Origin of the sequence: Pseudomonas sichuanensis, from assembly GCF_003231305.1 — a bacterium.
GTDB lineage: Bacteria > Pseudomonadota > Gammaproteobacteria > Pseudomonadales > Pseudomonadaceae > Aquipseudomonas > Aquipseudomonas sichuanensis.
On sequence record NZ_QKVM01000160.1, the window covers coordinates 1 to 319 of the forward strand.

The following is a 319-nucleotide window of genomic DNA, read 5'->3' on the forward strand; positions in this document are numbered from 1 at the left end:
TCTCATGGCCCGCCTGGGCTCAGAGCGCTGGTGCGCGTTGTACCACCAGACCGAAGTCGCCCACCTCGCCGCGCATGGGCCGGTGTGCTTCCTGATTGGTGAAGGCGAGGTGCGTTTGCTGAAGAGCCTGCTGGAGGCGCCGCACGACAATTGGGGCTGGCTGGCCAGCCTGGCACCCGGTGAGCTGGCAGCCTGGATCGAGCATTGGCGTGCCCGGCTACTACTGGGCCAGCGGCCGCAACGGGCGTTGTACCGCTTTCACGACAACCGCGAGCTGGCCCGGGTAATGACGGTGCCGGAGCACAGGGCCGTCTGGCTG

1 protein-coding gene is annotated in these 319 nt (G+C 67.7%); it reads left to right on the forward strand.

The genetic code is table 11. From position 1 onward, the window contains the following. A partial coding sequence (locus DM373_RS28545) for a DUF4123 domain-containing protein (protein ID WP_157966922.1) occupies positions 1 to 319 on the forward strand: 319 nt, incomplete at both ends.